The organism is Bacillus sp. 0209A (assembly GCF_036765095.1).
Taxonomy (GTDB): Bacteria; Bacillota; Bacilli; order Bacillales; family Bacillaceae; genus Bacillus; species Bacillus subtilis_G.
On record NZ_JBAIZV010000003.1, the window covers coordinates 821,574 to 845,228 of the forward strand.

The 23,655-nt window shown below is 44.4% G+C and carries 22 protein-coding genes, 3 pseudogenes and 1 other annotated feature; of the genes and pseudogenes, 4 read left to right on the forward strand and 21 right to left on the reverse strand.

Annotated features, from left to right (window positions below; translation table 11 throughout):
* Window positions 1–6 precede the first annotated feature (6 nt).
* The 4 genes from araB to V6D44_RS15135 all read right to left on the reverse strand — a co-directional run bounded on the left by araB (window position 7) and on the right by V6D44_RS15135 (window position 5,724).
* Complete coding sequence (araB, locus tag V6D44_RS15120) at window positions 7–1,692, reverse strand: ribulokinase (protein WP_087992394.1); 1,686 nt, start codon at window positions 1,690–1,692, stop codon at window positions 7–9.
* 15 nt (window positions 1,693–1,707) lie between these two features.
* Complete coding sequence (araA, locus tag V6D44_RS15125) at window positions 1,708–3,198, reverse strand: L-arabinose isomerase (RefSeq protein WP_333516671.1); 1,491 nt, start codon at window positions 3,196–3,198, stop codon at window positions 1,708–1,710.
* 316 nt (window positions 3,199–3,514) lie between these two features.
* Window positions 3,515–4,483, reverse strand: coding sequence for a glycoside hydrolase family 43 protein (locus V6D44_RS15130; RefSeq protein WP_087992463.1), 969 nt, complete (start codon window positions 4,481–4,483; stop codon window positions 3,515–3,517).
* A 155-nt stretch (window positions 4,484–4,638) separates the two neighbouring features.
* A complete protein-coding gene (locus tag V6D44_RS15135) occupies window positions 4,639–5,724 on the reverse strand; it encodes a M42 family metallopeptidase (RefSeq protein ID WP_087992396.1) in 1,086 nt (361 codons plus the stop codon).
* Between the two features lie 183 nt (window positions 5,725–5,907).
* On the opposite strand from V6D44_RS15135, the gene ysdB reads away from it, so the two are divergent.
* A complete protein-coding gene (ysdB, locus tag V6D44_RS15140) occupies window positions 5,908–6,300 on the forward strand; it encodes a sigma W pathway protein YsdB (RefSeq protein ID WP_087992397.1) in 393 nt (130 codons plus the stop codon).
* Between the two features lie 16 nt (window positions 6,301–6,316).
* Here ysdB and V6D44_RS15145 read toward each other — a convergent pair whose 3' ends face one another.
* Genes V6D44_RS15145 through infC form a run of 4 tightly spaced genes read right to left on the reverse strand, consistent with a single transcriptional unit; the run spans window position 6,317 to window position 7,768 of the window.
* Window positions 6,317–6,586, reverse strand: coding sequence for a DUF1294 domain-containing protein (locus tag V6D44_RS15145; RefSeq protein ID WP_087992398.1), 270 nt, complete (start codon window positions 6,584–6,586; stop codon window positions 6,317–6,319).
* Between the two features lie 56 nt (window positions 6,587–6,642).
* Entirely contained in the window at window positions 6,643–7,002 is a 360-nt protein-coding gene (gene rplT, locus V6D44_RS15150; protein ID WP_087992399.1) for a 50S ribosomal protein L20, read from the reverse strand.
* A gap of 31 nt (window positions 7,003–7,033) precedes the next feature.
* Window positions 7,034–7,234 (reverse strand): 50S ribosomal protein L35, encoded by a 201-nt coding sequence (gene rpmI / locus V6D44_RS15155; RefSeq protein ID WP_003222418.1) that lies wholly within the window; start codon window positions 7,232–7,234, stop codon window positions 7,034–7,036.
* A gap of 12 nt (window positions 7,235–7,246) precedes the next feature.
* Window positions 7,247–7,768, reverse strand: a complete 522-nt coding sequence (gene infC / locus V6D44_RS15160) for a translation initiation factor IF-3 (protein WP_010886591.1) — start codon at window positions 7,766–7,768, stop codon at window positions 7,247–7,249.
* A 58-nt stretch (window positions 7,769–7,826) separates the two neighbouring features.
* Window positions 7,827–7,957, reverse strand: a sequence feature (ribosomal protein L20 leader region).
* Window positions 7,958–8,416: 459 nt separating this feature from the next.
* Here infC and V6D44_RS15165 point away from each other — a divergent pair.
* Complete coding sequence (locus tag V6D44_RS15165; protein ID WP_333516672.1) at window positions 8,417–9,049, forward strand: hypothetical protein; 633 nt, start codon at window positions 8,417–8,419, stop codon at window positions 9,047–9,049.
* A 31-nt stretch (window positions 9,050–9,080) separates the two neighbouring features.
* Here the strand turns inward: V6D44_RS15165 and lrgB are convergent, their stop codons facing one another.
* The 4 genes and pseudogenes from lrgB to lytS all read right to left on the reverse strand — a co-directional run bounded on the left by lrgB (window position 9,081) and on the right by lytS (window position 12,854).
* Window positions 9,081–9,776, reverse strand: a complete 696-nt coding sequence (lrgB, locus tag V6D44_RS15170) for an antiholin-like protein LrgB (RefSeq protein WP_202326962.1) — start codon at window positions 9,774–9,776, stop codon at window positions 9,081–9,083.
* 20 nt (window positions 9,777–9,796) lie between these two features.
* Complete coding sequence (gene lrgA / locus V6D44_RS15175; RefSeq protein WP_087992402.1) at window positions 9,797–10,237, reverse strand: antiholin-like murein hydrolase modulator LrgA; 441 nt, start codon at window positions 10,235–10,237, stop codon at window positions 9,797–9,799.
* A 133-nt stretch (window positions 10,238–10,370) separates the two neighbouring features.
* A complete protein-coding gene (lytT, locus tag V6D44_RS15180; RefSeq protein WP_087992403.1) occupies window positions 10,371–11,096 on the reverse strand; it encodes a two-component system response regulator LytT in 726 nt (241 codons plus the stop codon).
* Window positions 11,074–12,854 (reverse strand): annotated as a pseudogene (lytS, locus tag V6D44_RS15185) (two-component system sensor histidine kinase LytS). The gene lytT and the pseudogene lytS overlap by 23 nt, the downstream one beginning before the upstream one ends.
* A gap of 175 nt (window positions 12,855–13,029) precedes the next feature.
* Between lytS and V6D44_RS15190 the strand changes: the two are divergent.
* Entirely contained in the window at window positions 13,030–13,812 is a 783-nt protein-coding gene (locus V6D44_RS15190) for an HAD family hydrolase (protein ID WP_202326960.1), read from the forward strand.
* Between the two features lie 41 nt (window positions 13,813–13,853).
* On the opposite strand, the gene thrS is transcribed toward V6D44_RS15190, so the two are convergent.
* From thrS to V6D44_RS15235, 9 genes and pseudogenes are all read right to left on the reverse strand, one after another.
* Window positions 13,854–15,785, reverse strand: a complete 1,932-nt coding sequence (gene thrS, locus V6D44_RS15195; RefSeq protein ID WP_087992405.1) for a threonine--tRNA ligase — start codon at window positions 15,783–15,785, stop codon at window positions 13,854–13,856.
* A 401-nt stretch (window positions 15,786–16,186) separates the two neighbouring features.
* Window positions 16,187–17,032 carry a putative sporulation protein YtxC gene (gene ytxC / locus V6D44_RS15200; RefSeq protein ID WP_202326958.1) on the reverse strand — a complete coding sequence of 282 codons (846 nt, stop codon included), beginning with the start codon at window positions 17,030–17,032 and terminating at the stop codon, window positions 16,187–16,189.
* 78 nt (window positions 17,033–17,110) lie between these two features.
* A complete protein-coding gene (locus V6D44_RS15205) occupies window positions 17,111–17,752 on the reverse strand; it encodes a TVP38/TMEM64 family protein (protein ID WP_202326956.1) in 642 nt (213 codons plus the stop codon).
* Between the two features lie 33 nt (window positions 17,753–17,785).
* On the reverse strand, window positions 17,786–18,721 hold the full coding sequence (dnaI, locus tag V6D44_RS15210) for a primosomal protein DnaI (RefSeq protein ID WP_333516673.1): 936 nt from the start codon (window positions 18,719–18,721) through the stop codon (window positions 17,786–17,788).
* Between the two features lie 27 nt (window positions 18,722–18,748).
* Window positions 18,749–20,170: a replication initiation membrane attachment protein DnaB gene (dnaB, locus tag V6D44_RS15215; RefSeq protein WP_333516674.1), complete on the reverse strand. Its 1,422-nt coding sequence runs from the start codon at window positions 20,168–20,170 to the stop codon at window positions 18,749–18,751.
* Window positions 20,171–20,284: 114 nt separating this feature from the next.
* Window positions 20,285–20,743 (reverse strand): transcriptional regulator NrdR, encoded by a 459-nt coding sequence (gene nrdR / locus V6D44_RS15220; protein WP_087992410.1) that lies wholly within the window; start codon window positions 20,741–20,743, stop codon window positions 20,285–20,287.
* A gap of 276 nt (window positions 20,744–21,019) precedes the next feature.
* On the reverse strand, window positions 21,020–21,400 hold the full coding sequence (speD, locus tag V6D44_RS15225) for an adenosylmethionine decarboxylase (protein WP_003223584.1): 381 nt from the start codon (window positions 21,398–21,400) through the stop codon (window positions 21,020–21,022).
* A gap of 238 nt (window positions 21,401–21,638) precedes the next feature.
* A complete protein-coding gene (locus V6D44_RS15230) occupies window positions 21,639–22,661 on the reverse strand; it encodes a glyceraldehyde-3-phosphate dehydrogenase (RefSeq protein WP_087992411.1) in 1,023 nt (340 codons plus the stop codon).
* 205 nt (window positions 22,662–22,866) lie between these two features.
* A pseudogene (locus V6D44_RS15235) lies at window positions 22,867–23,227 on the reverse strand (winged helix-turn-helix transcriptional regulator).
* A gap of 149 nt (window positions 23,228–23,376) precedes the next feature.
* Between V6D44_RS15235 and V6D44_RS15240 the strand changes: the two are divergent.
* Window positions 23,377–23,626: pseudogene (locus V6D44_RS15240) on the forward strand (aldo/keto reductase); the annotation flags it as partial.
* Between the last annotated feature and the right edge of the window lie 29 nt (window positions 23,627–23,655).

Sequence of the window (23,655 nt, forward strand, 5' to 3'; positions counted from 1 at the left end):
CACCCTTTATGAATTCTTTTTGGCGGCAGATGAAAATTGAAGATTTTTGATTGTTTTCAGACGCTTCATCACATGATTTTCTTTTCCGAAGTAGTGAACCAGTTCTTTATATTCAGCGTACAATTTTTCATACACCGCGGCGTTTTCGGCGTTTGGCGTATAAGATATATCTTTCAGTTTCCCCATGTGCGCCGCTGCCTCTTTGATGTCATTGTATCCGCCGTTTTCTTTACCTGCGGCAAGCGCGCCGAAAATGGCAGATCCTAGGGCTGGCGCTTGCGGGGAACCAGAGATTTTAATGTCCATATTTGTCACATCCGCATAAACCTGCATGACAAACGGGTTTTTCTCAGCAATTCCGCCGGCTGCGTACAGCTCCTCAATCGGAACCCCGCTTTCTTTGAACGTTTCGATAATCATCCGGGTTCCGTAAGCTGTCGCTTCAACTAAAGCTCTATACATCTCTTCAGGCTTTGTCAGCAGCGTCATGCCAAGCAGCATTCCTGTTAAATCAGCATCAACAAGGGTTGAACGGTTTCCATTCCACCAATCCAAAGCAAGCAATCCGCTTTCACCCGGCGCTTGAAGGTTTGCTTTTTCACTCAGCAGCTCATGAATGCCAATGTTTTTTTCCTCTGCTTCCTTTTGATACGCTTGCGGGACACATGTCTTCACAAACCAGTCAAAATGATCGCCGACACAGGACTGCCCGGCTTCATAGCCCGCGTAGCCCGGAAGAATTCCGTTGTCCACAACACCGCACATACCGGGCACGATATGTACGTCTTCGCCTAGAAGTACATGGCACGTCGAGGTTCCCATAATCATCAGCATTTTCCCTGGCTCTGTGATGCCGACCGCTGGTACGGAAACATGAGCGTCCACATTGGCAACCGCGACAGCTGTCCCTGGAAGAAGGCCTGTCAGCTGTGCCATTTTTTCAGTCAGTCCACCGGCTCTTTCCCCTACTGAGTGAATAGAACCTGCTAATTTGTCCTTTGTAATCGTTTTCATTAAAGGGTTTAATTTGTTAAAGAAATCATCCGACGGATAGCCCGCTTTTTCACTCCAAATCGCTTTATATCCTGCTGTACAATTACTTCGCTTGAGCGAGCCGCACAGCTGGTACACGATCCAGTCTGCAGCCTCGATGATCCGGTCAGCCGCTTCATAAATGTGAGGCGCTTCTTCAGCAATCTGCATGACCTTCGGAATCATCCATTCTGATGAAATTTTTCCTCCGTACCGCTGTAAAAAAGCTTCTCCTTCTTCTTCCGCGATTTGATTGAGCCGATCAGCATGTTTTTGAGCCGCATGATGCTTCCAGAGCTTCACATAGCTGTGCGGCTCCTCTTCATATTCCGGCAGCATGCATAACGGCTGTCCTGTACTGTCAACAGGCAGGATCGTACATGCCGTAAAATCAATGCCGATCCCGATAATGTCTTTCGGCTCAACACCCGTCTGTTCGAGTAAAGACGGAATGGTTGTTTCCAAGACTTCGAGGTAATCAGCCGGATCCTGCAGCGCCCAATCCCGCGGCAGCTTATGACCCGTTTTTGGAAGGACAGTATCGATGACAGCATGTCTGTATTCTTTTACAGCAGCCGCCAGTTCCTCCCCTGTTTCGACATGAACGAGCACCGCTCTTCCTGATAAAGTTCCAAAATCAACTCCTATAGTGTAAGCCAAGTGGCATCCCCCTTCCTACTTTTGAAGCCGGTAAAGCGCCTCGTTCCATTTTAATTCGTGTTTCAGCTTGTGAATTGTCGTATCACGGGAAATGAGAACACTTTCGATTCCCGCCATTTCTGCCCAATCGAGCATTTGCTCCACTGTCAGTTCATAAGACAAGCAGGTATGGTGTGCGCCGCCGGCTAAAATCCATGCCTCCGCCGCTGTTTTCAATGATGGCTCCGGCTTCCAGAGAACACGGGCCACTGGCAGATGCGGCATATCTTTTTCAATTTCTTGTCCGTTAACTTCATTCAAAACAAGGCGGAAACGCCCGCCGATATCAACAAGGCTTGCTTGAATAGCTGAACCGCTGATGCCGTTAAATACAAAACGTGCAGGGTCCTCTTTTCCCCCGATAGAAAGCGGATGAACCTCAATTTTCGGTTGATCCAAAGCGACAGTCGGACACACTTCAAGCATATGCGAACCTAGAATCATTTCATTTCCCGGTTCAAAATGGTACGTATAATCTTCCATGAAGGACGTTCTTTTTCCTTCAGCCATGATTTTCATCATTCGTACAAGAGCCGCCGTCTTCCAATCTCCCTCACCGGCGAATCCGTAGCCCCTCTCCATCAGGCGCTGAACGGCAAGCCCCGGCAGCTGTTTCATTCCGTGCAGCACTTCAAACGATGTCGTAAACGCCGTGTATCCGCCTTGTTCAAGAAAAGCGGTTAATCCAAGTTCAATTTTCGCCTGTTCTTTAATGGACGCTACCTTTGCTTCGTCACGTTTTGTTTCCTCGCTGATCACATAGAGCCTGTCATACTCCGCATAGAGCGTGTCAACCTCGTCGTCGGTGATGCGGTTCATCACCTCTACAAGGTCTCCGATGCCATACCCGTCAACCTGCCAGCCAAATTGAATATGCGCCCCCACCTTGTCTCCGTCCGTTACCGCGACGTGACGCATGTTATCTCCGAATCTGGCAACCTTAATATGTCTGCTTTCATTTAATGCAGCCGCTGTATCCATCCACTGGGAAATCTCTTTCTTCACTTCTTCATCATCCCAGTACCCTGCAACGACTTTCCGGCTCAGACCCATTCGCGAGTTGATGTAACCGTACTCACGATCGCCATGTGCGGATTGGTTGCTGTTCATAAAATCCATGTCAATCGTACCCCAAGGGATATCGCGATTATATTGAGTATGCAAATGCATAAGCGGTTTTTGATAAGTAGAAAGACCTTCTATCCACATTTTTGCGGGAGAAAATGTATGCATCCATGTAATGATGCCGGCGCATGTCTCACTGTACTCCGCTTCTCTTAACAGCTGTCTGATGGTTTCCGATGAAGTGACGACAGGCTTGTGAGTGATTTTATATCTGGAAGAAACCCCGCTGAGCCCCTCGCAAATGCTTTTCGCATGCTGATCCACCAGTTCCAGTGTCTCTTCCCCGTATAGATGCTGGCTTCCTGTTACAAACCAGAATTCATAATCCTTTGTCTGAAGCATGTAATCTGCCCCTTTCTTCCTATAGTAAAACGCTTTCAATTACCCAAACAGATACGGACTAATAACAAAAAATAAACTATTAACAATTAATTTGTACGAACAACTTCATTATATTAGTAGGTTTATTTACTGTCAATCATTTTTGTATTCTTTTACAAAAAGAAATGATTGGTTACTAGGTTTTTAGGTGAAAAAATACGTTCTTAAAACTATGATTTTTCTGTCAATTCACCTTCCGATTCCGCTTTCCATTAGAAAAAGCCCTGATGTATCAGGGCTAAACAAAGAGAATAAGATGTGAACGATTGCCTTTATCTTAATAAGACGGCCAGCCTGAGCTCCAATTCAAATCATTGATTAACATCTTTGGTATGCCGTTGTCTTTTGCATCATAAGCATGACGCACAAGTATGTTTCCGTTTACGATATCCTGTCCGCCCGGCCCTTTCCACTGTTCATTGCCGGAATCAAGAATCGTACCTCCTCCGTCCATCATGCTTTTACCGTTTCTGTCTACATAAGGACCTGTAATATTTTTCGATCTGCCGTAAGCAATTTTGTACGTACTATTTATCCCTTGACAGCATTTATCGAATGACACCATTAAATAGTAGTAGCCATTATGGTATGTTAATGTAGGGGCTTCCAGAGCGCCGCCGTTATTTGGTCTGGCCGCTATTGAATATAATGAACCGGTTGGTTTCATCGTATCTTTGTTTAATTTCGTTAATTTAATTCCGCCCCAAAATGATCCGAATGCAAGCCAAGGGTTTCCATCTTTGTCAATCGTTAATTCAGGATCAATGGCATTATAATTATTTGCAGTTGTTGTCCGAGTAACTAGCCCTTCATCCTTCCAGCTGCCCGAACTGAGATTAGTTGCTGAAGCAAGCCCAATTAAAGAGGTATTGCTTCCAAACGAAGAAACCGAATAGTAAAGCCAGTACTTTCCGTTGTAGTATGTCACATCCGGAGCCCATTGGTTTCGTTCGAAATTAGGCACATATTGGCGCCACCACGATAAAGGACTGGTGAAAATTGATTTTTGAACTCTCCATACCCCGTTGCTGTCCGCTTTCAGTACACGAAGTCCGTTTTCCTCTGCAAGCCCTGTCCCGAAGGCATACCAAGTATTTCCTTCCTTTGCCATCGTCGGATCATGCAGAAGCTCGTTCGATGCTCCCCAAAAAGCGGCTGATGCCGGCAAAGCGGACAACATCACAGCACCAGCTGTTAAAGCTGCGCAAGAAAAACGCAATAAATTTGAAAACGCTTTCTTTTTCATATTCATTAAATCCTCCTTTTTTTGAGATATAGAAAACTTGCTTATCAACCAGACTAGCACATATTTTCTATATATATCCTTATTGTAGAGTTACTTATTGAATTTGTACAGACAAATAAATAGAATCCGCCTTTTATAGCGGATTCAAATCATTTTTATTCATATGTGATTTGGTCAACTGTCTTTCGGTCTAATTTCTTAATCACTTCTGTAATTAATTTGACCGCATTTTCATAATCGTCACGATGCAGCATAGCCGCGTGTGTATGAATGTAGCGGGTTGCAATGGTAATGGACAGCGCGGGAACACCATTTGCCGTCAAATGGATGGCTCCCGAATCAGTTCCGCCGCCGGCAATGGCATCAAATTGGTACGGAATGCCCGCTTCCTCCGCCGTAGCGACAACGACATCTCGCAAACCTTTGTGAGAAACCATGGATGCATCGTACACGATAATCTGGGGTCCTTCACCCATTTTACTTTGCGCTTCTTTCTCAGAAATCCCAGGCGTGTCTCCTGCTATCCCTACATCAACACCAAACGCAATATCAGGCTGAATGGTGTATGCTGCTGTTTTCGCTCCTCTTAGGCCGACTTCCTCCTGCACAGTTCCCACGCCATACACAATGTTTGGATGATCTGTGTTTTGTAAATTTCTTAACACATCAATGGCAATCGCACAGCCGATGCGGTTGTCCCACGCCTTCGCCAAGAGGAATTTTTCATTGTTCATGACTGTAAATTCAAAATGAGGAACGATCATATCTCCCGGAAGCACACCCCATTCCAAGGCTTCTTCTCGGCTTGAAGCTCCAATATCAATAAACATCTCTTTTATTTCCACTGATTTTTTTCTCGCTTCAGGAGATAAAATATGAGGCGGCTTTGAGCCAATAACCCCTGTGATTTCCCCTTTTTTCGTCACGATGGTTACACGCTGGGCCAGCATCACCTGAGCCCACCAGCCGCCAACGGTTTGAAAACGGATAAAGCCTTTATCAGTGATTTGCGTCACCATAAAACCGACTTCGTCCAAATGCCCGGCAATCATAATTTTCGGGCCGTTTTCCGCACCTGTTTTTTTGGCGATTAAACTGCCCAGACGATCTGTTGTCACTTCATCAGCAAATGGTTCTATGTATGATTTCATCACTTGCCTTACTTCTCTTTCATTGCCCGGTATGCCTTTTGCATCTGTTAAATCTTTCAGCATGGTCAATGTTTCATCTAATTTTGCCATGTTCCATAACCTCCTTCATCAGTCCTGCATTCTTATTATACAAAACCTGACGCTAACCATACGACTATTTCACTTGAAAATCGGGTATATGTTTTTAGAACTTTTCTTTAAAAAAAGTGAAACCTTTTTCTATGCTCTTCGTATTACATCAGATCATCACAATAAGGGAGGTGCCTTCACACAATGTTTGTCATGGTTCTAAGGATTATATTACTTGCACTTTTTGCTTATTGTATTTATGCCGCGGTCAAATATGTCGCCAGTCCAAAGAGAAGGCTCAAACTGGCCCAATCAAAAGAACATTTTTATATTATTGATGAACAGAACAATGCCCGTAAGAACTTTCAACTGACGTATAAAGGCGTGCTTTTTGAAGGAGAAAAGCATATTCCTTCCAAAGATCATCCGCTGTTTATCCATACCATTTTTGTCTGGACAGAATCTCCTCAGAAGCTGAAGCATTTGTCTGCAAAAGATTTTGAGAACATTGAAGAAAAAGTGCTGGAACGCTATCCGAATTGTAAGATTGACTGGGACCAGCCCATTAAACTCGCCAAAAAAGCAGAAGAGCGCTAAAACGCTTTTCTGCTTTTTATAAATCAAACGGACTGTAATAAATGCCGATCAAGACCGCTTCAATCAACAAAAGGAGCGGCACTCCATACTTAAAAGAGGCGTGCTTCGTTTTATGTCTGAAGGTTTGCATGCCAAGCCAGACACCGAGCGCTCCAAACACGATCGCTATCAGCCACAGCCGGTCTTCAGAAATTCTCCATTTGTGCTGCTGCGCTTTTCGTTTGTCAGCCCCCATCACCCAAAAACCGCACAGATTCATCAGCACCAAATAAACAGCAATAACCATGTTGCCCCCATCCTTTATATAAAAAAGCCGCTCTGCTGGAGAGCGGCTCTATATGATTACTTGTTTAATTGAGATTTAGCAGTATCAGCAAGCTGATTGAATGCAGTAAGATCGTTTACAGCAAGATCAGCAAGCATTTTACGGTTTACTTCGATACCAGAAAGCTTAAGACCGTGCATTAAACGGCTGTAAGAAAGACCGTTCATGCGGGCAGCTGCGTTAATACGAGTGATCCAAAGTTTACGGAAATCACGTTTTTTCTGACGACGGTCACGGAAAGCATAGTTTCCAGATTTCATGACCTGCTGGTTAGCTACTTTGTATAATGTATGTTTTGAACCGAAATAACCTTTTGCTAATTTAAGAACCTTTTTACGACGCTTACGTGTAACAGTTCCGCCTTTTACTCTTGGCATTAAATTTCCCTCCTAATTGTTCCTTGTCCGATTACTTGATGTTAGCAAGCATTTGTTTGATGCGTTTGAAGTCTCCTGCACTTACAACAGCACTCTTGCGAAGCTTACGCTTTTGCTTTTGAGATTTGTTGGCGAATAAGTGACTTGTGTACGCGTGAGAACGTTTCAACTTCCCAGAACCTGTCTTTTTAAAACGTTTAGCAGATCCGCGGTGAGTTTTCATTTTTGGCATGGGATTTCCTCCTTATTGCTTTTCGTTTTTCGGCGCGAGCATTAAGAACATGCTGCGGCCGTCCATTTTTGGTTTTGTTTCGACAGTCGCAACCTCAGCACATGCTTCAGAAAAACGGTCTAATACACGCTGGCCGATTTCTTTATGAGTGATTGCGCGTCCTTTAAATCGGATAGAAGCTTTCACTTTATCGCCTTTTTCAAGGAATTTAATCGCATTGCGCAATTTCGTGTTAAAGTCATGCTCATCGATTGTCGGACTTAACCGAACTTCTTTTAAGTTAATGATTTTTTGATTTTTGCGTGCTTCTTTTTCCTTTTTCTGCTGCTCAAATCGGAACTTACCGTAGTCCATGATTCGGCAGACAGGCGGTTTTGCATTCGCTGCAACTAACACAAGGTCAAGATTTGCGCGGCCGGCGATTTCAAGTGCTTCCTGACGGGACTTGATTCCAAGCTGGTCGCCATTTTGTCCGATTAGACGGACCTCACGTGCACGGATACCCTCATTAACCAATTGATCTTTGCTAATAATGAGCCACCTCCATAGTTTCTTCGAATTGATTCACAACTCATTTTGACTGCATTCTGCAGGCAAACAAAAAGTGCGGGCATTATAAAACACCCACACTACGAACATCTGTATCAATAAAAATGTACGGTCAACCTGCCAACTACATGCATGTGTCAATCAGGTGAGAAGCGGGTGCTTCTGCTTGTGATTTATATTCAATTCAATAACTATTCTACACAATGCCGGATCTTTAGTCAAGGATGACTTCTCCGGAACAACTTTCTCATTGTAACATGGGTTTTCTATGAGTGCAAGAAAGAAAAAGAAAATCTTTGCATTCTCATCCAGAATGTAAAGTGTCCGAACAGTCAGCTACACATCAAGTGTTTTGTTGAATAACATCGATTCAGCCAGCGAATACTCCATGGCCGATCCCCCGAAATGTTGAAAATAGCTGATTTGCTGTACCGCATCCAGCCGCTGACACCCCCGCCATGAATAAAGACCTTGAGCCGAGGGTGGTGCACACCTGATTCTGTTAGATGAAGAACCAATAGTCTCCCCCATCCTTCTTCTTATTTCGCAATTTTCCACGCAACCACTGACAGGAAAAAATGTAAAACAAAGTTAATCCCTAACCGATATAAGAAGCAGAAGGGAGTCTGACGTATGAACAAACTGATACAGCTTGCTTTATTTTTCACATTGATATTGACCGGTTGCTCGAATAGCAAAAGCACACCTTCCGAACCAAAAGCTGAAACTGTTAAAACAGCCGCAGCATTTCATCAAAAGGAACTGGAGAAAGAGCTGAAAAAACTAAAACCCGTTTCAACGAAAATAAAGTTTGAAAATCCGCTCACTGCTGAATTAGGAAAGCTGAAAGCAAAAGAAGAAGCAGAGAAACAAAGACAAATCGCCGCCGCAAAAAAACGAGAAAAAGAGCGAGAGGCGAAACGAAAGAAACAGCAGGAGGAAGAAGCGGAGAGACAGCGATTGGCAGAAGCTGAAAGACAAGCTGAACTTGAAAGACAGCGGCAGGCAGCAATCCAAAAAGAGCAGGAAGCAAATGCTGAAAAAAAGCGGCACTCGCAGGCACAACGACAGCAGACCGAGGCACCCTCATCTAATAGCCAACATTCACCGTCATCCTCGAACCAGACAGATGGTACCGTTCAACAGCCGGCTTCAGAGCTTCCTGATGACGACGGCTATGGTTATGAAGAACGAAAAAAGTGGCATGATGACCAAGTCGAATGGGGCATTAAACAAGGATATATCGATCCCGAAGACGCACCATAAAATAGACAAAGCCAAGGCTATCAGCCTTGGCTTATCCTCCGATCAGCTGCACGAACACAGGGATGACCAGAACCGTTACAACTCCTACTACGACAACAGCAATACTTGCCATCGCCGCTTCGACCTCTCCCATCTCGATCCCGACAGCTACACCGAGTGCATGCCCGGACGTTCCGAGAGCCAACCCTTTAGAGATGGGATTCTTCACTTTAAACACCTTCAAGAACAACGCTCCGAGCGCATATACAATGACAGCGTTAAAGATAACCGCAAAAGCTGTGATGTTGCTGATGCCTCCGATGTCTTTTGATAAAGGTAGCGCAATTGCCGTTGTAGCCGCCTGCGGAAGCATGCTTTTCATCACTGACGCATCGAGGTGAATGCCTTTTGCGAGCAAATAAACAATCGTGACAGAGCAAATAGAGCCAACGATAATAGAGGACATGATTTGCCACCAGTATTTTTTCAGCTTATCTCTTTGTTTGTACAAAGGAATGGCAAAAGCGATCGTCGCCGGTTCAAGAAAAAACTTAATGATTTCTCCCCCGTTATTATAGTCCGCGTAGGAAAAACCGCCGATTTTTAAAAATGCGATCCCAAGCACCATGGCAACAAACAAAGGAGTGAAAAGGAAGAAGCCTTTCGTTTTCTTAAATAAAAAAGTGCCGATGCCGAATGCAGCCAGTGATACGACAATGCCGAAATAAGGACTCATTGTGCTTTCCATCTGTTGAACCTCCTGTTTCCTTAATGGTGAACGAGTTCGTTATTGTTCTGCGGGCTTTGCACTGTTTTTGTTTTCATGTCCGCTGCGGATTTGCGTTTTCCGCTTAGCGAAAGAATCAGCTGAGAAAACAATCCTGTAGCTCCCAGCAATATAATCGTTGCGAGCAGAATGACAAGAACAATTTGCAGGCCGTATTGCTGCATCACACCAAGCGAATTCATAACAGATATACCTGACGGGACAAATAAAAATCCGATCAGAGAGGTTAAAGACGTTCCGAGCGTTTCTACTTGTTCCAGTTTAATCACTTTTAAACATAATAGGAGAAATAATAAGACCAATCCTACAACCGATGCCGGGATAGGAATTGGGACAATAGCGGCAATCATATTTGAAACCAGCATAATGACGGCAAAAATAAATGCTTGTGTTAAAAACCCGTACACTTTTTTAGCACTCATTTTCTTCACCTCTTTCTCTTTGGTACTCCCATTATAAATAAGAATCCTCTGTTATGAAGCGCTTACAAGATAACATGCCGAATAGCGGGACTGAGTTGCAGAATGAAATGGCTGAAATGCAAAAAGCCGCCCATCAAATATGGAGCAGCTTTTTCAATTCCTTCGCATATGTCCGGCTGACCGGTATTTTCGAACCGTCTTTCATGATCAGATTATATGTAGAATTAAACCATGGCTGAATTTCTTTAATATATTCGGTATTGACGACAAAGCTCCGATGGACGCGGATAAAATCAGCATCAGGCAGCTTTTTCTCAATGACAACGAGCGTATCGCTGACTGTATGAGTATTTTCGAAGGTTTTTACATTGACGTGGCCATCTTCCGTTCCGGCATAGACAATATCCTTCGTATCTACGATCACAATTGATTCTCCGACAGATAGCGCCAGTTTGTGCTGGCCGGCATGGCTGCTCTGATCTGTTTCAACAATATCCCGATTGACTTTTTTATATTTTTTTAACGTTTGCTGAATTCTTTCCTCATCGAAAGGCTTGGTTAAATAATCTAAAGCGTCCACCTCAAACGCTTTGAGCGCATATTGGTCATACGCCGTCGCAAACACAACAGCAGGAGGATGCTTCATTTTCTTCAATCGCTTAGCGATATCAAAACCGTTTTCTCCCGATAAATCAACGTCTAAAAACAGCAAGTCAGGTTTTTGATCCATCATTTGGTCAAAAGCAGATTCGATATTTTCCGCTTCATTGATTTCCATTTCCTCATTGGTCCGCTTGAGCAAGTAAGCCAATTCATCCCTCGCCAGCATCTCATCATCAACTATTAACACCCTGAGCATGTTTTTCTCCCTCTTTCATTGTTGCGTTGGGACTTGAAAGGACACCTCTGTCCCTTTTTGAACCTCACTCCTGATATTCAGCGCAGCCTGCTGTCCGAATAAACCGATCAGCCGCTGATTCAGGTTATAAAGCGCTGTACCCGTACCCTCCTTAGACGGAAACGGTTTCTTTCCGAGTTCCGGCAGGACGTCCGGCGGAATTCCCCGTCCGTTATCCGTCACCTTCATATAGACGGAAGTATCATCAGATAAGACACAAACCGTAACTTTGCACATGTCTTGTTTTTTCGGAAATGCGTGCCGAAGCGCATTCTCCACAAGCACCTGTAAAACAAACGGAGGGATTTCAATCTGCTCCAGTTTGCTGTCGATATTGAGCTCAATCTTATATTTCCCGGGAAAACGCGCCTGTTCTAATGACAAATAGGCGTGAAGGTGGTTCAGCTCCTTTGAGAGCGGAATCAGCAGCTGTCTCGCTCCTTGAAGGTTTGAACGAAAATAAACACTGAGCTGCAATAAGAGCTTACGGGTTTTTTCAACATCCGTGCGGGATAACGCAGAAATCGTGTTGATCGCGTTAAATAAAAAATGCGGATTCACCTGCGCCTGAAGCGCTTTGATTTCAGCATCTTTGAGAAGCTTGCTTTGCAGCTCTGCTTCCCCAAGCTCCAGCTGTGTCGAAAACAGCATGGCCAGCCCCTCAGCAAGCTCTTCCTCTACCTGACTCAGGCCTGCCGGGCTTTTAAAGTACATTTTTAAGGTGCCGATTGTATTGCCGTTTGATGTCAGCGGCAGGACAATCGCCGCGTGCAAGGGACATTCAGCATGCGTGCATTCAATCTCTTCCTGAGTAACCGCCTTCATGATTTCTCCTGTTTTGATCACCTTTTTGGACAGGCCGGTGATCAAGCTTTTTGATGGAATGTGATGATCTATTCCCGCGCCGACATGCGCAAGGATCTTCTCATTATCAGTGAGAGAAACAGCATCTGTTCCGGTCAGCTTATGGATAATAGCCGCCACACTTTTACAGGAGCTTTCATTTAATCCTTGGCGAAAAAACGGAAGCGTCTGGTCAGCAATCGTCAGCACTCTGTGCGTTTCAAGCGCCCTTGCCTGCTCTTCTTTGCGAATGATCACTTGGATAATGGACAGGAAAATAAAACTGCCTGTTCCATTGATGAGTATCATCGGAATCCCGATTATGCTGACAAGTTCCCAAGCGTCACTGAACGGCTTCGCCATCAGCAAAATAATCACCATCTGCAGTGACTCCATACCGATTCCCACAAGAGCGGCGATTCGAGGTGTCGGCATTCGGTAGCGCTTCGTAAAATACCGTCCGATCAAACCTGCTAGAACACCTGCTAAAACCGATGATACCGCACAGCTTATGGCCGTGCTGCCGCCGAGCGAAAAACGGTGAAGGCCCGCCAGTACACCGATTCCCGCCCCTACAAGCGGACCTCCGAGAAGGCCTCCGATTTCCACGCCCAAAATACGGGTATTCGCGATAGAGCCCGACGGATCTATCGCAAACACCCAGTCATTGTTTACAATCATATTTTTTTGAATTTCGATGCCTGTATAATTGCTGATGATGCTGAAGAGAGAAAAAATAGAGATTAAAACCGCTTTTCCTTTATAGCCGTCCTGATTTTGCAAAGCTTGTCTGAAAAGCTTCGTATGGGCGAGAATAAACCCCAAAATCACAATAATCCCTACCCTTTCAAGCATCATAATCATTAAATGAATCATGCGTGTCACCTATTCTTTCCGTTTTCATTCTAGCATGTTTTCAGTCAATGAGCTTCACGGCTGACTGTTTTTTTAAAATCATCTGAAAACATATTTCACAAGGCTTTTATCTATTGTAAAATAAAACATGAGCCTTTTGGCTGAAAGATTTGAATCTGAAGCAGAGGAGAAGATCATGAAAGCCGTATTTTTTGATTTAGACGATACACTACTTTGGGATGAAAAAAGTGTCAGAACAACATTTGCAGAAACTTGTTTACAGGCGGAAAAAAAATATGGCCTTGACCCGCAGGCATTTGAAGAAGCTGTTCGCGAAGCGGCGAGAGAATTGTACATGTCATATGAGACGTATCCATATACAGTGATGATCGGCATTAATCCGTTTGAAGGACTGTGGTCCAATTTCTCAGAACCGATCAGTGAAGGCTTTCAGAAGCTGAACAAGATTGTGCCGGAGTACAGAAGAAACGCTTGGACAAACGGACTGAAAGCGCTTGGCATTGATGATCCCGCATATGGCGAATACTTGGGAGAGTTTTTCGCAGCAGAGCGCAGAAAACGCCCATTTGTATATGATGAAACATTTGAAGTGCTCGATCAATTAAAAGGCAAGTATGAACTGCTGCTTTTGACAAACGGCGATCCGAGCCTGCAAAAAGAGAAGCTCGCCGGCGTTCCAGAACTCGCCCCTTATTTCAATGAAATCGTCATCTCGGGCGCTTTTGGCAAAGGGAAACCGGATGTTTCCATTTTTGAACATTGCCTTGAGCTGATGAATATTGAAAAAGACGATGCGATCATGGTCGGCGATAATTTGAACACTGATATTTTAGGCGCCTCAAGAGCCGGAATCAAAACCGTTTGGATCAACCGGACGGATAAGAAAAACGAAACGGGCGTGGCACCTGATTACATCATCAGCAGCCTTCATGATTTGTTTCCTATAATAGAGAAATAAAAAAAAGCATGATCTCTTCAACGAGATCATGCTTTTTTAGCTTATTTTTTCGCTTCAGCTACTGCTTTTTTCACAAAATCATCAAGCGAAATGGTTTCAGAGTTCTGCTCTCCGTACTTACGGACGTTTACCGCTCCGTTTTCTGCTTCTTGATCACCGACCACAAGCATGTACGGGATTTTTTGCATTTGCGCTTCACGGATTTTGTAGCCGATTTTTTCATCACGGCTGTCGACTTCTACACGCAGGCCTTCACGCTGCAGGCGTTCCTGCACTTTTTTCGCGTAGTCTAAATGCACAGCAGGAGAAACCGGGATGACTTGGAATTGAACCGGTGCAAGCCATGTTGGCAGCGCGCCTTTGTGTTCTTCAATTAAGAAGGCAACAAAGCGTTCCATTGTTGAGACGACACCTCTGTGAATCACAACCGGACGGTGCTGCTTGCCGTCTTCACCGATATAAGTCAGATCGAAACGTTCAGGTAATAAGAAATCAAGCTGAACCGTAGACAATGTTTCTTCTTTGCCGATCGCTGTTTTTACCTGAACATCAAGTTTAGGGCCATAGAATGCCGCTTCACCTTCTGCTTCGTAATAGTCATGGCCGATTTCATCCATTGCCTCTTTCAGCATGGATTGCGCCTTGTTCCACATTTCATCGTCATCAAAATATTTCTCCGTGTCTTCAGGATCACGGTAAGACAGACGGAATGTGTAATCACTTAAGCCAAAGTCTTCATATACGTCCTGAATTAAACGGACTGTACGGATAAACTCGTCCTTAATTTGATCCGGGCGCACAAAGATATGTGCATCGTTTAATGTCATGCCGCGCACGCGCTGAAGGCCTGACAGGGCACCTGACATTTCATAACGGTGCATCGTTCCCAGCTCCGCAATCCGAATCGGAAGTTCACGGTAGCTGTGAATGTCTTGTTTGTAAATCATCATATGGTGCGGACAGTTCATTGGACGTAGCACAAGTGTTTCGTTGTCCATTTCCATCGGCGGGAACATGCCTTCCTGATAATGCTCCCAGTGCCCTGATGTTTCATACAGTTCTTTGCTTCCAAGCACTGGTGTGTATACGTGCTCATAGCCGAGACTGATTTCTTTATCGACAATGTAGCGCTCGATGACGCGGCGGATTGTCGCCCCTTTTGGCAGCCAAAGCGGCAGGCCTTGTCCGACTTTTTGAGAATTCGCAAACAGCTTTAACTCTTTGCCGAGCTTTCTGTGGTCACGCTCTTTCGCTTCTTCAAGCATGCGAAGATGCTCTTCCAGATCAGCTTTTTTGAAGAAAGCTGTGCCGTATACGCGCTGAAGCATTTGGTTATTGCTGTCACCGCGCCAGTATGCGCCTGCAAGGCTTAACAGTTTAAACTCTTTGATTTTTCCTGTTGAAGGAACGTGTACGCCGCGGCACAGGTCAAAGAATTCACCTTGCTCATAGATCGAAACGGTTTCTCCTTCCGGAATCGCATCTAATAGTTCAAGCTTCAGGTCATCGCCGATTTCAGCAAAACGTGCTTTCGCTTCTTCGCGGCTGACCTCTTTTCGAACGATCGGGAGGTTCGCATTAACGATTTTTTTCATTTCTTTTTCAATTTTCGGCAGATCCTCCGGCGTAATCGCTTCTTCCATTTCTACATCGTAGTAAAAACCGTTTTCGATGACCGGACCGACACCGAATTTGACATCTTTGTAAATGCGTTTAATCGCTTGAGCCAGCAAGTGAGCCGTACTGTGGCGCATTATTTGAAGGCCTTCTTCGGAACCTTCTGTAATGATTTCCACTTTACCGTCTTCATTGATCGGCATTTTCAAATCAATTTCTTCTCCGTTCAGTTTTCCGGCTAATGATTTCTTCTTTAATCCCGGACTGATGGATGCCGCGATATCCTCTGTTGTTGTTCCTTTCGCAAACTCCTTGACTGCTCCATCAGGAAATGTGATTTTTACCATATCTGACATCTATGTCACTCCTTTTTTTGCATATAAAAACCCCGCCCCCTATGAAAGGGACGAGGTTGAATAAACGGAATCGTGGTTCCACCCTTTTTTCCGCAAAGCCAATATTCCGGCACTTGCGGCTCTAATCTCTGTAACGGGAGTTCCCGTCAGCCATTACTGCTCCTTATCAAGGAGGGGTTCACAGCTGAAGTTCAAAGGCGGTAAAGCGAATGGTCCTTAGCTAGGAAGCTTGCAGCCGGGGCTTCCCTCTCTTTGAGCCGGTATCATTCCTTCATGTCCTTATCAATACGTGTGTCTTTCTTAATCTCCTATGTATTATAAATTGTTCATTCCAAAAAATCAACACGATCGCATTTCCTTTTTTCCAAACCGACAGCCCTATATATACAGGCTGCCGGCCCTTATCCTTCTGAGTGCTCTACCGGTATTTCTGCGTCTGAAAAAGCATGCAGCGGAAGCATTTCCAGTCGCTCTTGAAATACGTTTTGAATGGTCCTTGCCATCATATGCTCGGGCTGGTCGGTATAAAGCACCACTTCATCAGGCGCGATGGAGATCAGCGGCGCGAGCAAATGAGAATCAATGTACATAGGATGATCCCGGACAAATCGCCTGTCTATGTATTTCATTTTTTCCCGTTCCTGCACATAACGCAGCTCCCAAATTGTAAATGAACCGTCATGGACAATATGCACCTTTTTGATTCGCGGCTGTTTGGCCATTACATATTCTCTGAGTGTTTGAATAAAGTTTTGATATTCCTGTTCCATTTTATATTCATCTATCGCCGCTTCCGTAATGTCTCTCAGCTGCTTGTAGTATTGTCCGAGCCGGAAGGTCTGAAAGGAACGAATGGAAAATAAGCCTTCCTCTAAACGAATCGTTTGGAGTTCATCCAAAATTGATTGTTTCCGCGAAAGCTTTAGCGGCTCAAACGGAAGATCGTCCGCTTCTCCTTCAATAATACTATGGGCAAGCTGAAGGATTTGCTGCTGTTCATCCTGGTCCGTGAAGCAGTATGTTTCCTCAATCAATGACAGCATATGTTCGTCTTCTTTGCACTCTAAAAAAAACTTGACCAGAATCGGCTCCATAAAACGCTGAATAGAGATAGCCGGCTTAGCTTTTTCAATCCCGATTTTTCGTATGCCTTCCCGGACAATGATATAGTTCCGATCGTCCGAATGCTGAATGAGATGTAAAAAAGCGGCTGCATCATGGTCATCTTCAAAGATTATTTCAAGCATGTTTGTCCCCCCTTACGGCATCTGTTACAAGTATATGGGGGATGTTTTTAAAATAGACGTAAAGGTCATTGGCAAATGTTAATTTGATTCTTGGAACAAGTTTTGCATTTTCTTTCTGAAGATAAACGGCAGCGAAATAAACACGCTATACAAAGCGATCACCATAAAGAAAGCGGGCAGATTTCCAGTTGAAAAGCTCGCTCCCAGCACATTCAGCGCGATGGTCCCGGGAATGATTCCCGCGGCCGTTGCCGCAAAATACGGCAGCGCTTTGACATTGGAAAGGCCTGCCGCATAGCTGATGAAATCAAAATTGATCGGCATGATTCTTAAAAGAAAGATATAAAAAAATCCGTTATCCTCCATCTGCTTCTGAATGGCTTCAAGCTTTTCGTAATGGCCGTTCTTTTTCGCCGCAAACAAACCTGCGGCAAAAAACGAAACAGCTGAAGCGCACATTGAACCGAATAACGTGTAAAGCGTGCCGAGAAGCGGGCCAAATGCGAGTCCTCCCGCTAGAGAAACAACAGATACGGGAAATAAAATAAGAGGCCTGACGATGGATATCCCGATAAACATCACCGGTGCAAAGGCCCCGAACGACAATACCCATATCCTGATCTCTTTCGGCGATAAATTCAAATACGTTTTATTTCCCCAAAAGATTATTCCTGCACCTGCAAGCACTGCCAGCCATTTAACAGCTGTTTTTCGTTTCATACCCTCAGTTCCTTCCCCTTTGAACCGCAGCAGTTACGGATGTCGGCGGTTTTCTCCGTCCAGGCGGATTGGAGCAGCCAAATATAAAATTCGCTCCATAAGTCTTGCCGCTTTTACTTCTTCCTTTTCTCCCCTTTGCGAATACGTAAAATGATGCTTCAGCTCGTCAGGTGAGAAATTAGACGAAAAGAAAGTCGGCAGCTGCTGGGACATTCTGTGCTGAAGCACTGTTCCGATGACTTCATCCCTAACCCAGCTCGTCATTGATTCCGCTCCGATGTCATCAAGCATCAATACGGGTGTTGATTTGACCATATTGAGCTTCTCTTCCAATGACTTGTCTTGCAGCGAATTCTTAAGCTCTCTCACAAATTCGGGCACATAGACGATCATCGAGGAATACTCTTTTTCCGCCAGCTCATTGGCAATCGCAGCGAGCATAAACGTTTTTCCTACTCCGAATTTCCCGTGTAAATACAGCCCTTTCCCTTTTCCCGTCTCATTATAGCTTTTCAGAAAATCCGTCACATGCTGGAACATCGCGAGCCTGCTCGGGTCACTGATATCAACTTGCTGGAAAGTCGCTCCGAGAAGATCCTGCTGGATATACATGCTTTTCATAAGGGACTTCTGTTTTTTCTGCTTATCGAGTTTCCGTTTAACCGGACATTCATAATACTCGATACCAATAGATTGGCCATTGACAACAAGCTTCGGATGGTAGCCCTCCAGTAAATTGTTGCAATCTTTATCTTCCGAACAATAGGAGCATTTCTTGTTTTGCTCGATATATTCATAAAGCTTGTTTAAGCTCTTTTCGATCATTTTTTGATCAATCACTTCTTCGTTTTCCTTCAAAAATGCCTGAACATCTTGATCCTTCATGACTTTTTCCTTCATTTGTTCAAGACGTTTTTGGAAATCCGGCCTGCCGGTTACGCCCTGCAGGGAACGGCCGATTGGTTCCATCTATTCCTTCACCCCGCATCTCTGTCTTTAATAGGCAGAGTATTTTTTCAGTTTTTTCATTTCTTCCATCATCTTTTTCTTCTGTTCTTCCAAGTCCTGCGGATGCAGCTTCCCCTGTCCGGATTCTGACTCGGAGGCTGTCTCTTTTTCTTCCATCCAGTCAGGAAGTTTTTCTTCGCGAATCACTTTTTGGTTTCGTTTCGAAGGCTGATTTGCTTTCCCTTCAGCCCATTCAAGGTATTGGCGGTTTTCTTCTATCGCGAGCTTCATCGCTTCTCTGACCGTTTTTACCTTTTTGCGCGCCCAATGCGAGGCGATCTTTTGGATATAATTTTTCGACAGCTTCATGTCGGTTTTCAGCATGACATAATAAATTAACACATTTGTAACGCCTGGCTCGAGCTTCTGTTCAAACATAATCTCTTCTATGATTTTCAGATCAGCTTTTGACGGCTCTGTTCCGTCGGCAATGTCCTGCAGAAGCTTCTTCGGAGAAATCGTCTCCAGCAATGCGATCAGCTTTCCGTCCAGCGAATCCTCTTTCGCCGGTTTTTCGCCTTCTCGCAGATGCACCGGCTGTGTTTTTTCAACGACGTCTGGCAGCTGTCCGTTTCTTTCGATTTGATACCAGTCGCTGGCCGCTTTTCTTAAAGCCTCCGACGTAATAACGTCACGCTCATCAATTGCACTCATCACGACATTTTGCATCTGCAAAGGGTCTATACCGTACAGATAAGAAAGCTTTTTGATTGTGTCCCGCACCTGCTGGGTCATCGCTTTTCTCGGAATCATCGTCTCAGAAAGTCCCGCTAAAAACAAATCAAAATCAAACACATCCTCTGTTATGGTATAGGACGGAGCCTGTCCGACAGAAGTATATTCTGTGCCCTCCGCAAGTCTCACCGTTTCCTCCATATCAGATGTAAGCTTCCATTCACTCGGCTGCAGCGATTCAAACGCATGATTAAACGGCCGCGTAATGTCCTTCGCATCCTCTGAAATGGCCGGATGCGTGAAAAATTGTTTTAATTGCTGGTATTTTGTTTTTCCGACTCTATTGTACAGAAAAACATTCAGCATCCCGTCTTCAAAAAACTCATTTGGCCTGAGCGGCGGAAGGAGTTCATATATAAAGAGGCGCTCCTGCCGCTCGGATTCTTTCATATATACTTTTAGCAATCCGATGCCCTCGAGCTTCCCTTGTTCCTGATGGATCGTTTTTAAATTAGACTGTGTCATCCCCATCAGCTGTCTATGTGTGGACTCGCCGCCCCACAGACGGTTTTGTTCCAGCTCTCCCCACAATGTCATATAAAGTGAGAATGCAACAGGGCCGATTAAGGGCTGGTACAGCAGTGTGATTATTTGTCTGTCTATATCCTGAAGCATCGATCTGCTTTTGACCGCATAAGGATCTACAGGCAGTACATCTTTCCAATAGTCAGCCATACATTCTCAAACCTTCCGAATTTGTTTCTACCTTTCATTTTACACCGTTTCTTATATCTATCAAATGCCAATTTTGCACATGAGAAAAGAGCTAGAAGAATCCTCTTAGCTCTTTTAACGCTCTTTCTTTATTAAGTCTTTTAGTTCGTCGATAAAGACGTTTATATCCTTAAACTGCCGATAGACAGACGCGAACCGCACATATGCGACCTCATCAATCTTAGCCAGCCGGTCCATGACCATTTCTCCGACGAATTCGCTTTTCACCTCAGAGCAGCCTTGATTGCGAAGTTCTTTTTCAATATCAAAGCACATGTCTTCAAGCGTTTTGAGTGGAACGGGTCTTTTTTCGCATGCTTTTATGAGGCCGCGCAGCATTTTTTCTCTGCTGAATTCCTCCCGCACGCCTTCTTTTTTCACGACGATGAGCGGGGTTTCCTCCACTTTTTCAAAGGTGGTAAACCGGTAATGGCAGCATTCGCACTCGCGTCTTCGGCGAATGGATTTCCCATCATCCACAGGCCGTGAATCAAGGACCCGCGTTCCGTTATGCTGGCATGAAGGACATTTCAATAAAATCAGCTCCCAACTATTTCGTTCCCTGGAATGTATTTTCGGCAGCCTCCGCCTTTTAAAAATAAATGTGACAGCCATCTGTCAGGAGAGCCGTTCTGGGTAAAGCTGTATCTACAGCATCAGGTGGTTTGTGAAAATCTCTTTCTATTTTACAAAAAAAATGAAAAAAGAAAAAGCTGACCGCCCTTGTTTGTTTATAAAAATAAAAGGAGCATAAGCTAAAAAGCGCATAACGGCTTTCTAGCTTCAGCTCCCTTTGTGTTCGTGTTTACTTTATAGTACTTTCGCTTGCGCCTGTTTAATTTGCACAGGCCCCATTCCTCTCGGTATTTCAATGTTTTCTCTTGTATCAGCATGTAATGCCTCTGCGATATAGTCAGCAGCGACATTAGGATCTAAGTCTCCACAAGTATAAACATCAATGCTCGCATATCCGTGCTCAGGAAAACTGTGAATAGTTAAGTGTGATTCAGAAATAATCACAACTCCGCTTACGCCTTGCGGTGCAAATTTGTGAAATGCGACCTCGCGCACCTCAGCACCTGATTTTAGAGCAGCATTTACAAACGTTTTTTCAATAAAATCCATGTCATTTAGCTTATCAAAATCGCATCCCCATAGCTCGGAGATAACGTGACGCCCCATTGTTTCCATAGTCATGGACCCCCCTTAACAAGAATTAAAAAGTGAAATTCCAACAACTGGGTCGGCCATTTACCACGGGGGAAAGTTAGTCCGGAGAGGTCCTAACCCTTTAAGTAATTCCGAAACAGTCTCAAGCAAGAAGTTCACGAAAAATAGTATACTGTGTTTAAGTCTAATTTGCAAGGTGCGTTTTTTTAGAAATATGCTGTTAAGGGTTTTTTCTTCAAAATATGTCCACGACCTTATTTTATACAGCAGACGGATGTTTCATTCGTGCCGCTACATGGCGGATCAGATCCACGACTCTGCACGAGTAGCCCCATTCGTTGTCATACCATGCGAGCACCTTTACTTTACTCCCTTCCATTACCATTGTTGTCAGCCCGTCAATGACCGCAGAATGCGGATTCGTATTATAATCAGTCGAGACGAGCGGTTCATCTGAATAATCAAGCACGCCGTACATCGAAGTTTTGGCAGCCCGTTTAAATGCCTCGTTTACCTCTTCAGCCGTCACATCCATTTTCAGATCGACAACGAGATCAACCAATGAGACATTCGGAACCGGGACACGCAAGGCGAGGCCGTGAAGCTTTCCTTTCAGATGCGGCAGCACAAGCGAAAGCGCCTTTGCCGCTCCTGTTGTCGTCGGAATGATGGATTCACCGCATGCCCGCGCCCGTCGCAAATCTTTGTGCGGATTATCAATATTTTTTTGGTCATTCGTATACGCGTGAACTGTAGTCATCAGCCCGCTCTCAATGCCAAACTCTTCATCCAGCACTTTTACAACAGGCGCAAGACAGTTTGTCGTGCATGATGCATTTGAAATAATGACATGGCGGTCAGCGTCGAATTGGTCCTCATTTACTCCCATCACAATGGTAACGTCTTCATTTTTTCCCGGAGCAGTCAAAATGACTTTTTTTGCGCCCGCTTCTATATGGCCCATCGCTTTATCTTTTGAATTAAACTTCCCTGTTGCTTCGACGACTATGTCAATATCATATTCCCGCCAAGGCAGCTGTTTTGGATCACGGCTGTTTAACAAAAGCACTTTCTTTCCATTTACAATCAGGCTGTCTTCACCGGCCACAACCTCTTTGTCGTACCTGCCGTGATTTGTGTCATACTTTATTAAATGAGCCAGCGTTTCTGCGGAATAGCTGGCGTTAATGGCCACTACTTGAATTTGATCGTCTAACATCGCTTTTCTAAAAACCATTCTTCCGATTCTTCCAAACCCGTTGATCGCTACTTTCACCTTCATGTTGGACACCCCTTATCAATTATGCCATCCTAATTTGTTGTTATCTAAAATTAGTATAACACATTAAAACAAATTCGCCAGTACATCTTGATAAAAATCAACGATTATAACGCTAATTTATGATGCATGATATATTTTCTTGCACACAATTTCAGTCCTAAGAATCAAAAAGCAGCCAGCGCTCCGCACTGACTGCCATTATTTTTTATGATTCCTGTTTTAACTTATCATTGAGCACACTTTCTTCTAACACTGAAAATGTATCCCCCGTACACTTTGTTAATATGATTCGCTCCCCAAGCACACAGCATGTCTAAAACCCCTTCTAAGCTGCGGCGGTATTCGCCGAGCTCACACTCCACTTTGGGAGGAAACTGATTATATACGATCTGGTTAATGACACCGTCCGTTTCCAGCTCACGAAGCTGCTGATTCAGCATTTTTGGCGTAATGTTGGGCATCAGGCGCTTTAATTCACTCGTGCGTTTTTTTCCGTGCGTCACATGGCATAAAATGACGCATTTCTATTTCCCGCCGATTACTTCAAGAGTCGCTTCAACAGAAATGTTATATTTTCTCTTCTCCTTACAGGCACCAAAAAGTGACTATAGTACGTACTTTTCTTTCTTGACGATATCTTTCATAATCACATTTGCCGGCTGATTTGAATCTGCTCTTTTTTATTTATACGGCACATCACACAAAGGAGGAATATGAGATGAAGGCTTGGTCACATTTAATGCTGGGACAGCTGCTTGACCACTCTGTACTGGCAGGCATCGCTCAAACATATAACAAATCTGCAGCATGGCATCATTACGATTCCTAAATCAACGAAGGAACAACGCATAAAAGAAAACGCCAGCGTATTTGACTTTGAATTAACACAGGATGACATGAATCGCATCGATGCGCTGAATGAAAACCTGCGCGTCAGTCCTGATCGGGACAACTTTGATTTTTAATCACAAAAAACACCGTTCATATTGAACGG

Bases quoted from the DNA above. Each gene is read 5' to 3' on its own strand.
- lytT (WP_087992403.1), bottom strand. From the start codon at position 11,096: ATGCTCAGGGTGTTAATAGTTGATGATGAGATGCTGGCGAGGGATGAA.
- rpmI (WP_003222418.1), bottom strand. From the start codon at position 7,234: ATGCCAAAAATGAAAACTCACCGCGGATCTGCTAAACGTTTTAAAAAG.
- dnaB (WP_333516674.1), bottom strand. From the start codon at position 20,170: ATGGCTGACTATTGGAAAGATGTACTGCCTGTAGATCCTTATGCGGTC.
- V6D44_RS15135 (WP_087992396.1), bottom strand. From the start codon at position 5,724: ATGGCAAAATTAGATGAAACATTGACCATGCTGAAAGATTTAACAGAT.
- V6D44_RS15190 (WP_202326960.1), top strand. From the start codon at position 13,030: ATGAAAGCCGTATTTTTTGATTTAGACGATACACTACTTTGGGATGAA.
- V6D44_RS15130 (WP_087992463.1), bottom strand. From the start codon at position 4,483: ATGAAAAAGAAAGCGTTTTCAAATTTATTGCGTTTTTCTTGCGCAGCT.
- V6D44_RS15205 (WP_202326956.1), bottom strand. From the start codon at position 17,752: ATGAAACGAAAAACAGCTGTTAAATGGCTGGCAGTGCTTGCAGGTGCA.
- ysdB (WP_087992397.1), top strand. From the start codon at position 5,908: ATGTTTGTCATGGTTCTAAGGATTATATTACTTGCACTTTTTGCTTAT.
- V6D44_RS15230 (WP_087992411.1), bottom strand. From the start codon at position 22,661: ATGAAGGTGAAAGTAGCGATCAACGGGTTTGGAAGAATCGGAAGAATG.
- rplT (WP_087992399.1), bottom strand. From the start codon at position 7,002: ATGCCAAGAGTAAAAGGCGGAACTGTTACACGTAAGCGTCGTAAAAAG.
- dnaI (WP_333516673.1), bottom strand. From the start codon at position 18,721: ATGGAACCAATCGGCCGTTCCCTGCAGGGCGTAACCGGCAGGCCGGAT.
- araA (WP_333516671.1), bottom strand. From the start codon at position 3,198: ATGCTTCAGACAAAGGATTATGAATTCTGGTTTGTAACAGGAAGCCAG.
- V6D44_RS15145 (WP_087992398.1), bottom strand. From the start codon at position 6,586: ATGGTTATTGCTGTTTATTTGGTGCTGATGAATCTGTGCGGTTTTTGG.
- thrS (WP_087992405.1), bottom strand. From the start codon at position 15,785: ATGTCAGATATGGTAAAAATCACATTTCCTGATGGAGCAGTCAAGGAG.
- lrgA (WP_087992402.1), bottom strand. From the start codon at position 10,237: ATGAGTGCTAAAAAAGTGTACGGGTTTTTAACACAAGCATTTATTTTT.
- lrgB (WP_202326962.1), bottom strand. From the start codon at position 9,776: ATGGAAAGCACAATGAGTCCTTATTTCGGCATTGTCGTATCACTGGCT.
- ytxC (WP_202326958.1), bottom strand. From the start codon at position 17,032: ATGCTTGAAATAATCTTTGAAGATGACCATGATGCAGCCGCTTTTTTA.
- speD (WP_003223584.1), bottom strand. From the start codon at position 21,400: ATGGAAACAATGGGGCGTCACGTTATCTCCGAGCTATGGGGATGCGAT.
- V6D44_RS15165 (WP_333516672.1), top strand. From the start codon at position 8,417: ATGAACAAACTGATACAGCTTGCTTTATTTTTCACATTGATATTGACC.